A 4,444-nucleotide genomic window follows, 5' to 3' on the forward strand; every position below is an offset into this window, starting at 1 on the left:
CCGCGTCCCGGCGCCACGGGGCCCGCTGGCCTTCGGCGAGGTGCCCGGCGGGCTCCACCTCCGGGTGCCCGCGCCGGGCCTCGACGCGTCGGCGATCGCCGGCCTGGCCGCGCGGAGCGACAGCCTGATCGTGACGCCGTGGCACGGCGTACTCGTCCCCTCCGCCTCCCCCTCCGCCTCGGCCTCCGAGGAGCAGCGATGACCCTCTCGCCCCGCGCGCCGTCGCCCGCACGGCCGACCCGCCGCTACCCCTACGCCGATGCCGGCCCGGACATCTACGTGAACTCCTTCGCCACGATCCGGCGCGAGGCCGACCTCAGCGGCGTTCCCGCCGACGCGGAGAGGCTCGCGGTCCGGATGATCCACGGCAGCGGGCAGGTCGACCTCACCGACGATCTCGTGGTGCACCCCCGGATGGTCGCGGCGGCACGCTCCGCGCTGGAGGCGGGCGCGCCGATCCTCTGCGACGCCACGATGGTCGCCACCGGAGTGACCCGCGCGCGGCTGCCCCGCGACAACGACGTCGTCTGCCTGCTCAACGACGAGCGCGTGCCGGGGCTCGCGCGGGCCTGGTCGACGACCCGGACCGCGGCCGCCGTCTCGCTCTGGGAGCCGCACCTCGCGGGCGCCGTCGTCGCGATCGGCAATGCCCCGACGGCGCTCTTCCACCTGCTGGAGATGCTCCTCGACGGCGCTCCCCAGCCGGCCGCGATCGTCGGCTGCCCGGTCGGCTTCATCGGCGCCGCGGAGTCGAAGCAGGCGCTGATCGACCTGCGCGACGAACACGGCATCGACCTGCCCTACGTCACGGTCCGCGGCCGTCGCGGGGGCTCCGCGATGACCTCCTCGGCGCTCAACGCCCTGGCCCAGGAGCGCGAGTGAGCGCGGCGGGCGCGTCCGGCCGCGGCCGGTTCACCGTCGTCGGCGTCGGGCCCGGCGACCCGGAGCTGCTCACCCTCAAGGCCGCCCGAGTGATCGGCTCGGCCGGGGTCGTCGCCTATCACGCCGGTGTGCGGAAGCAGTCGCACGCCCGCCGGATCGCCGCCGCGGCCATCGCCGACGGCGTCCTCGAGGAGGAGCTGCGCTACCCCGTGACGACTGGCGCCACCGACCACCCGGGCGGCTACGTCGGCGCGATGGCGGACTTCTACGAGTCGTGCGCCGTCCGGCTGGCGGCCCACCTCGACGCGGGTCGCGACGTGGTGCTCCTCGCCGAGGGCGACCCGCTCTTCTACGGGTCGTCGATGTACCTCCACGACCGGTTCAAGGAGACCTACGAGACCACCGTCGTCCCCGGCATCCCCGCCTTCGCCGCGGCCACGGCCGCGATCGCGGGCTCGTCAGGGCCTCTGGTCCGCCAGGCCGACGTGCTGACCGTGCTGCCCGGGACGCTGCCCGAGCCCGAGCTCGCCCGGCGCCTCGCCGACACCGACGGCGCCGTCGTCATGAAGCTCGGGCGCACCTTTCCCGCGGTCCGCTCCGCGCTCGCGCAGGCCGGCCGACTGGAGGGAGCGTGGTACGTCGAGCGCGCCTCCCAGGCCGAGGAGCGGTGGCTGCCCGTGGCCGACGTCGACCCGGAGTCGGTGCCCTACTTCTCCCTCATCGTGGTGCCGGGCGACAGCACGGGCACGCCGTCGGCCGACCGCTTGCGGAGCGGGGCCGCCGAGCAGGCGACCATGCCGCCGTCCGCGGGCCCGGCGGCGGAGCTGGTCGTCGTGGGGCTCGGCCCCGGTCCCGAGGCGTGGCTGACCCCCGAGGCGTCCGCGGTGCTGGCCGAGGTCGACCACGTGGTCGGCTACGCCCCCTACGTCGCCCGCGTCCCGCAGCGGGCCGGGCTGACCCGGCACCCGTCGGGCAACACCGTCGAGATCGACCGCGCCCGCGACGCGCTCGCACTGGCGAGGGCGGGGGAGCGGGTCGCCGTCGTCTCGGGCGGGGACGCCGGGGTCTTCGGCATGGCAGCCGCCGTCTTCGAGGCGGCCGAGGACCCGTCGTACGCCGGGATCGGGATCCGCGTCGTCCCGGGGGTGAGCGCGGTGCAGGCCGTCGCGGCGCGTGCGGGGGCGCCGATCGGGGCCGACTTCGCGGTCGTGTCCCTCTCGGACCGGCTCAAGCCGTGGCAGGTCGTCGAGCGGCGCCTGCGGGCGATTGCGGAGGCCGACCTCGTGCTGGCGATCTACAACCCGGCGTCGCGCTCGCGCACCGAGCAGATCCGCGTCGCGCGCGACGTGCTGCTGGAGCACCGCAAGCCGGACACGGTCGTGGTCGTGGGGCGCGACGTCGGGCGGGCGGGGGAGAGCCTGACGGTCACCACCCTGGCCGAGCTCGACCCGGCGACCATCGACATGCGATGCCTGCTGATCGTCGGCGCCTCGTCGACGCGGGTGAGCGCCGCCGGCGTGTGGACGCCGCGACACGTCGAGGAGCATCTCCGATGACGGTCCACTTCGTCGGCGCCGGGCCCGGCGCGGCGGACCTGCTCACGGTGCGCGCGACCCGGCTGCTGGCGGCCGCCGGCGTGGTGCTCTATCCCGGGACCTACCTCGACCCCGACGTGCTCGCGCACGTCAGCCCGGTCGCCGAGCTGGTCGACACCCAGGACCTCGACCTCGACGCGATCACCGAGCACCTCGTGCGTGCCCACCGCTCGGGCCGCGTCGTCGTCCGCCTCGCCTCGGGCGACCTGTCGCTCTACTCGGCCCTCGCCGAGCAGAGCCGGCGGCTCGACGCGGCGGGGGTGCCCTGGGACGTGACGCCCGGCGTGCCGGCGTACGCCGCCGCCGCGGCGCTCGTGGGGCGGGAGCTGACCGTGCCGCTGGTCGCGCAGTCGGTGGTCCTCACCCGGACGCAGGCGCGATCGACCGCGATGCCGGAGGGCGAGTCGCTCGCCGCCTTCGCCGCGACCGGCGCGACCCTCGTGCTGCACCTCGCGATCACCCGCGTGCGCGAGCTCATGGCCGAGATCGAGCCGATCTCCGGGCCGGACTGCCCGGTGATCGTGGTCCATCGCGCCAGCCAGCCGGGTGAGCTCGTCCTCCACGGCACCGTCGGCGGGATCGCCGACGCGGTCGAGCGGGCCGCGCTGCGTCAGGCCGCGGTCGTCCTCGTCGGCCGCGCTCTCGGGGCCGGCGGCGGCGAGTCGTTCCTCTACGACGCCGGCCGGGACCGGAGCCGCACGCGGTGAGGGCCTGGGACGCGGGCCTGTACGACGTCGTCAACCGCCGCCGGGACACCCGCCGCGAGTTCACCGGCGACCCGGTCGCGCCCGACGTGCTGGAGCGCCTGCTCGCGGCGGCCCACGCCGCGCCGAGCGTCGGGATGAGCCAGCCCTGGGACTTCGTGCTGGTCCGCGACCCGGTCACGCTCGACGCCTTCGGCCGGCACGTGGCCGGCGAGCGCGACACGTTCGCCGCCGGCCTCCGCGGGGAGCGGGCCGAGACGTTCAGCCGGATCAAGGTCGAGGGCATCCGCGAGTCGGGGCTGGGGATCGTGGTCGGCTACGACCCCTCGCGGGGCGGGCCGAACGTGCTCGGCCGGCATGCGATCGCCGACGCCGGGCTCTACTCGGTCGTCTGCGCCATCCAGAACCTCTGGCTCGCCGCCACGGCCGAGGGGCTCGGCGTGGGCTGGGTGAGCTTCTACCGCGAGGAGTTCCTGCGCGAGCTGGTGGGCTTCCCCGAGCGGGTGCGGCCGGTGGCCTGGCTCTGCGTCGGGCCGATCGCCGAGCTGCCCGTCGTCCCCGACCTGGAGCACTACGGCTGGCGCCACCGCTCGCCCCTGGCCGGGGTGGTGCATCACGAGCGGTACGCGCCCCGGCCGGACTGAACGACCGTTGCCGCTGCGACGGTGATCCCCCGCCTGTTTCAACGTTCGTTCGCGCCGGGCAGGGGGCGTCGCGCGCGGATGAACGATCGTTTGCCGCGCCGGTGGCGACGTCGCCGCGGCCCTCAGCCGCCTGATCGGCCGCGCGCATCGGCGGAGCCGCAACGACTGTTGAGTCGATCTGTGCGGGCCCGCCATGCGGCAACGACTGTTGACTCGACCCGTGAGCAGACGCCACGCGGAAACGACTGTTGAACGCGCCTGGATCGATGCCGAGCGGCGCAACAGGCGTTGACGTGGCGGGATGAGATGGCGGGATGACGTATGGCTGCCGGGAACGACTGTTCACCGGGGTGCTGCGTAGGCCCACTGGGTGACGGCACGGGCGGGGCTCCAGCCGGTGAAGGAGCCGATCGGGGCGGCGGTCTCGACCGAGTGGCGGGTGAGCTCGCCGCCGTGCTCGCGGTAGAGGGAGGCGAGGAGCTGCTCGGTCTCGAGCGTCACGCCGTGGACGACGAGCCGACCGCCGGGCCGCAGCGCGGCGAGGCACGCGTCGATCACGCCGGGCGCGGTCGCGCCGCCGCCGACGAAGACCGCGTCGGGCGCCTGCGTGCCGGCCACG

At 75.5% G+C, this 4,444-nt stretch carries 4 protein-coding genes and 2 pseudogenes; 5 read left to right on the plus strand and 1 reads right to left on the minus strand.

Annotated features, from left to right (window positions below):
* From QM572_RS01200 to bluB, 5 genes and pseudogenes are all read left to right on the plus strand, one after another.
* A pseudogene (locus tag QM572_RS01200) lies at positions 1-202 on the plus strand (hypothetical protein); the annotation flags it as partial.
* Complete coding sequence (locus tag QM572_RS01205) at positions 199-882, plus strand: precorrin-8X methylmutase (RefSeq protein ID WP_415089163.1); 684 nt, start codon at positions 199-201, stop codon at positions 880-882. The pseudogene QM572_RS01200 and the gene QM572_RS01205, both read left to right, overlap by 4 nt.
* On the plus strand, positions 879-2,438 hold the full coding sequence (gene cobJ / locus QM572_RS01210; RefSeq protein WP_415089165.1) for a precorrin-3B C(17)-methyltransferase: 1,560 nt from the start codon (positions 879-881) through the stop codon (positions 2,436-2,438). The genes QM572_RS01205 and cobJ overlap by 4 nt, the downstream gene beginning before the upstream one ends.
* Positions 2,435-3,184, plus strand: coding sequence for a cobalt-precorrin-4/precorrin-4 C(11)-methyltransferase (locus QM572_RS01215; RefSeq protein ID WP_415089167.1), 750 nt, complete (start codon positions 2,435-2,437; stop codon positions 3,182-3,184). Before cobJ ends, QM572_RS01215 begins: the two co-directional genes overlap by 4 nt.
* Positions 3,181-3,825 (plus strand): 5,6-dimethylbenzimidazole synthase, encoded by a 645-nt coding sequence (gene bluB, locus QM572_RS01220; protein ID WP_415089169.1) that lies wholly within the window; start codon positions 3,181-3,183, stop codon positions 3,823-3,825. The genes QM572_RS01215 and bluB overlap by 4 nt, the downstream gene beginning before the upstream one ends.
* A 342-nt stretch (positions 3,826-4,167) precedes the next feature.
* Here the strand turns inward: bluB and QM572_RS01225 are convergent.
* Positions 4,168-4,444 (minus strand): annotated as a pseudogene (locus QM572_RS01225) (cobalamin biosynthesis bifunctional protein CbiET); the annotation flags it as partial.

The sequence above is a fragment of the Nocardioides sp. genome (assembly GCF_047607365.1).
Taxonomy (GTDB): domain Bacteria; phylum Actinomycetota; class Actinomycetes; order Propionibacteriales; family Nocardioidaceae; genus Nocardioides.

Excerpts from the sequence above, each read along its gene's own strand:
- QM572_RS01215 (WP_415089167.1), top strand. The coding sequence starts at position 2,435 with ATGACGGTCCACTTCGTCGGCGCCGGGCCCGGCGCGGCGGACCTGCTC.
- QM572_RS01205 (WP_415089163.1), top strand. The coding sequence starts at position 199 with ATGACCCTCTCGCCCCGCGCGCCGTCGCCCGCACGGCCGACCCGCCGC.